The organism is Enterobacter cloacae complex sp. IR5458, assembly GCF_049238025.1.
In the GTDB taxonomy this organism is placed as follows: Bacteria; Pseudomonadota; Gammaproteobacteria; order Enterobacterales; family Enterobacteriaceae; genus Enterobacter; species Enterobacter kobei.
Genome location: NZ_JBMKIF010000089.1, coordinates 1 through 4,507, shown reverse-complemented (window position 1 = coordinate 4,507; position 4,507 = coordinate 1). Strand labels below are relative to the sequence as shown.

The following is a 4,507-nucleotide window of genomic DNA, read 5'->3' as shown; positions in this document are numbered from 1 at the left end:
CACCTCTGACTGAGAGTTTACTCACTTAGCCGCGTGTCCACTATTGCTGGGTAAGATCATATTTCAGCGCCTGCCAGACGACGTCGCGCCCGGAATCATCAAGCTTATTTTCGATGATGACCAGGTTGCCTTTTTTATCGAGCGCCAGCAGATCGAGACGTTCTTTGGTGTCGTCAAAACCGGCGAACTCTTTCTGGATAATCAGCAACTCATCGTCGTTGTCGCGGGTTAACGCCTGGGGATTCTTTGCCAGCCACTCCTGCAGGTGATCGCGCTCGCGAAAGCCGAGGCTGCTGAACGACACCTCTTGCAGAGAATGCAGACTATTGGTCGGCGTATCGACTTTATACATTTTCCGCCTCACTTACCGCCTGCTCGGCTTCCGGTAGGGTGATTTCACCCGAGAGGAGTTTGGGGAGAAGGGTGTCGCGGAGTAATGCCAAAGATTGAGAGTGTTTTAAATTTACATGTGCACGCTGATGCAAAAGCAAGGCTGATGATTCAAACAAATTTACTAATGCCATAGGGGGGAGTGGATAGCTCAAACTATGTATATGATTACGGTTCAAAGAAGGAACAGCTGAACCTGCATTAAACGCTTTCATATCTAATAGTCGCAGCAACTCATAAGCGTAACAGGGTGTTGCACGTTTGAATTCCTTTACCCAAAGGGTTGTATTCAATGGCCAATAATCTTCAAGCGTTAAATAAACTTTACCAAGCACACCAGAACGACCAGTTATAACGCCCGGAGCTTTAGCCATTGCCACATTATGAGTACCGTTGGGGCCACTGGCGGCAATCAGAGGAAACTCACCATCTTTTCGTGCCGATGAAGGGAGATCAAAACCTCTCTGTAATACCAACAAATCTTGAAGCTTCCCTAACTCCCATGTCACAGGGATATTTCCCAACTCACTATCCTGCATCGCGGACGGAAACAGTTCTGCCGTGGCTTTTAACTCGGCATATTGTTCAGGGTGTTCACGCTCAAAAACCACCAGCGCATCATCATCTTTTCCGGAAATCGCTGTCATAGCGGCAAGCATCGCGTCTTCCTGCGAACCGCCCGCTTCCAGCACTGCCATTTTGGCCTTTACGGGTTCAAAATTAACAAACCAGCTTTTGAACAGGGCTTGTGCCATTTGTTCGAGGGTTTGGTTTATCTGATTATTCGTGAATACTTTCTCTTCCTGCAATTCGATGAGCTTACTAATATTACAAGCATTCTCAACAGGTAAAACACTTACTGGAATATTATTAATAAGGTCTTTGCTAACATTAGGAAAAGTTGATCCTGTCGCAGCTGCCAGCAATTTAGGAAGATAAGTCTCTAATACAGCTTTAACGTAAGGTGTCGGATATCCGTTTCGACCTCTTATTGCAGCAAGACCTCGACCTATACAATATTTTTGATCAGAATAGTTCATCCTGCCGGTTGTTGAACCACGAACACAAAATAAAATATCTCCTGGTAGCGATATTTTTTTTGCATATGCAGTATGCTGCACAGGTGCAGGGTAACGGTCAGTAAACTCTGTAGGTCCATTCAATAAGGGGAGTCCTATCCCCTCATTATTAACCTCTTCGCCTTTAGGGGATTGCCCCATAATAATCTCTGCAATATGAGAGAATGGGATCTCAAAACTCATAACCCAGCCCCCCCAGATTCGCCTTAATCTGTGCTTCTAGGTTCGCGCTCTCTTCCAACTGATCTTTCAGTTGCGTCGTCAATCGTGCCATTTTCTCGGCAAAGGGTTCATCATCTTCGTCTTGCTCGGTAGCACCAACATAGCGCCCAGGGGTCAACACAAAGTCGTTTTTCTGAATATCTTCCAGCGTTGCAGAGAAGCAGAATCCGGCTTCGTCTTCGTACTCTTTATCTGCCTGCCATTTGTGGAAGGTGTCGGCAATTCTGGCGATATCTTCACGAGTAAAGTCACGCAGCACGCGGTCTTTCATAAAGCCAATCTTGCGGGCGTCGATAAACAGCACTTCGCCTTTGCGGTGCGCTTTGCCGTTGCCGCTGGATTTGTCTTTGGTCAGGAACCAGATACAGGCCGGGATTTGGGTGTTGGTAAAGAGCTGGCCCGGTAGCGCCACCATGCACTCGACCAAATCGGCTTTGATCAGGTTACGGCGGATTTCGCCTTCGTTGTTGGTGTTGGAGCTCATCGAACCGTTCGCCAGCAGCAGCGCCATCGAACCTTTTGGCGCAAGGTGATGGATCATGTGCTGCATCCACGCAAAGTTGGCGTTGCCCTGCGGCGGTGTGCCGTATTTCCAGCGCACGTCGTTTTCCAGCTTGGCGTTCCACCACTCCTTCATGTTGAACGGCGGGTTCGCTATCACGAAGTCAGCTCGCAGATCCGGGTGCTGGTCGTCCAGCAGGGTGTCGGCGTTTTTGCTGCCGAAGTTAAAGTCGATACCCCGGATCGCCATATTCATTGCCGCCAGCTTCCAGGTGGTCGGGTTCGACTCCTGGCCGTAAACAGAGATATTGCGCTTCTGCTCGGCGGCGTTGTACTGCTTCTCGCCCGCGTGCTCTTCGATAAAACGGTCGCTGGAAACAAAGAACCCGCCGGAACCCATCGCCGGGTCATACACGCGCCCGTTATACGGTTGCAGCATTTCAACAATCAGGGTGACGATACTTTTTGGCGTGTAATACTGGCCGCCCTGCTTACCTTCCGCCAGCGCGAACTGGCCGAGGAAATATTCGTACACGTGACCGAGAATATCTTTGCTCTTTAAGTTGAGCTTCTTGCCGTTATATTCCGGGTTGCTGAAGTTGGCGTCAGAGAAAGTATTAATCAGCCCGGTCAACACTTCGTTGCCCAATTGATACTGGCTGATACGGTTCAGAATACCTTTCAGCTTCGGGTTGGTTTTTTCGATTTCATCGAGCGCGTTATCCACCAGCCAGGACACAGAGCGCAGCGTCACATCCTTGCCGGTGGTTTCATCCACCCACAGCACGGTGCCGGTCGGCAACATGGCTTTGTTTTTCAGCGTGTCCCAGCGCGCGGCTTTCGGCACCCAGAAGATGTTCTTTTCGGTGTAGTAATCTTCCACCTCCAGTTCATCCACAATCGCCTGTGCGTACTCTTCATCAGAGTCGTAACCGTCGCGCGACATGGCATAGATGTTGTCCGGGTTGCCGACATCGCGGAACAAGGTGATTAGCTCCTGCTGACGCGCCTCGAAGGCATCGGACACATACTTGAGGAAGATAAGCCCCAGCACCACGTGCTTGTAGTTGGCGGCATCCATGTTGGCGCGTAGCTTGTCGGCGGCTTTCCAGAATTTGTTATCCAGCTCGTTCAGGAACTGTTGTTCGGCGTTGTTCATGAAAATCCTCAGGGGCGATCGCAGCGATAGTGCAAACATGCCTATCTTAAATTTGGTTTTGGAATGCTAATCGCAAAATGATACCCGGAATGACTAGGTTCATAAACGAGATAGCGCAAAGAAGTGGAAGATGGGCTATGGCTAAGTTGACATTAAGTTCCGGGTAATGGTGCCAACTTACTGATTTAGTGTATGATGGTGTTTTTGAGGTGCTCCCGTGGCTTCCATCTCCATCAGTTGTCCCTCCTGCTCAGCTACTGAAGGCGTGGTGCGTAACGGTAAAAGTACTGCCGGACATCAGCGCTATCTCTGCTCTCACTGCCGTAAAACATGGCAACTGCAGTTCACTTACACCGCTTCTCAACCCGGTACGCACCAGAAAATCATTGATATGGCCATGAATGGCGTTGGATGCCGGGCAACCGCCCGCATTATGGGCGTTGGCCTCAACACGATTTTACGTCACTTAAAAAACTCAGGCCGCAGTCGGTAACCTCGCGCATACAGCCGGGCAGTGATGTGATTGTCTGCGCTGAAATGGACGAACAGTGGGGCTACGTCGGTGCTAAATCACGTCAGCGCTGGCTGTTTTACGCGTATGACAGGATACGGAGGACGGTTGTGGCGCACGTCTTCGGTGAACGCACTCTGGCCACACTGGAGCGTCTTCTGAGCCTGCTGTCGGCCTTTGAGGTCGTGGTATGGATGACGGATGGCTGGCCGCTGTATGAATCCCGCCTGAAGGGAAAGCTGCACGTAATCAGCAAGCGTTACACTCAGCGCATTGAGCGACATAACCTGAATCTGAGACAACATCTGGCAAGGCTGGGACGGAAGTCACTGTCGTTCTCAAAATCGGTGGAGCTGCATGACAAAGTCATCGGGCATTATCTGAACATAAAACGCCATCAGTAAGTTGGAGTCATTACCTAAATACTACTAATATTGAGAGGCCAAGCAGATTTTGCTCTTTTTTTTGCGCAATTTATAAAAATCATAATTCACTAATGCGGTAACGGTAATTAATAAAATAATAACCTGAATTTTTCATAAAGTTAGGGAAGGTGCGAATAAGCAGGTCATTTCTTCCCAAGCTCACTCGCTGATTAAAATTTCGCGGATCTGGGCCGATTTTTTTCCCGCAAACACATCGAAT

General features: G+C 49.3%; 3 protein-coding genes and 1 pseudogene. 1 reads left to right on the top strand and 3 read right to left on the bottom strand.

The annotated features are described in order from the left end of the window. Positions 1-58 precede the first annotated feature (58 nt). The 3 genes and pseudogenes from ACOTYN_RS25865 to ACOTYN_RS25855 all read right to left on the bottom strand — a co-directional run. A pseudogene (locus ACOTYN_RS25865) lies at positions 59-352 on the bottom strand (hypothetical protein); the annotation flags it as partial. Then, on the bottom strand, positions 345-1,652 hold the full coding sequence (locus tag ACOTYN_RS25860) for a restriction endonuclease subunit S (RefSeq protein ID WP_032634419.1): 1,308 nt from the start codon (positions 1,650-1,652) through the stop codon (positions 345-347). The gene ACOTYN_RS25860 and the pseudogene ACOTYN_RS25865, both read right to left, overlap by 8 nt. Beyond that, positions 1,642-3,351: a type I restriction-modification system subunit M gene (locus ACOTYN_RS25855; RefSeq protein ID WP_045344294.1), complete on the bottom strand. Its 1,710-nt coding sequence runs from the start codon at positions 3,349-3,351 to the stop codon at positions 1,642-1,644. Before ACOTYN_RS25855 ends, ACOTYN_RS25860 begins: the two co-directional genes overlap by 11 nt. 217 nt (positions 3,352-3,568) lie before the next feature. On the opposite strand from ACOTYN_RS25855, the gene ACOTYN_RS25850 reads away from it, so the two are divergent. After that, positions 3,569-4,266 (top strand): IS1 family transposase gene (locus ACOTYN_RS25850; protein ID WP_226856257.1). Its coding sequence is split into 2 segments (ribosomal slippage): positions 3,569-3,818 and positions 3,818-4,266, totalling 699 coding nucleotides; the frame shifts between segments, so codons are not numbered across the junction. The last annotated feature ends 241 nt before the right edge of the window (positions 4,267-4,507 follow it).

Excerpts from the sequence above, each read along its gene's own strand:
- ACOTYN_RS25860 (WP_032634419.1), bottom strand. The coding sequence starts at position 1,652 with ATGAGTTTTGAGATCCCATTCTCTCATATTGCAGAGATTATTATGGGG.
- ACOTYN_RS25855 (WP_045344294.1), bottom strand. The coding sequence starts at position 3,351 with ATGAACAACGCCGAACAACAGTTCCTGAACGAGCTGGATAACAAATTC.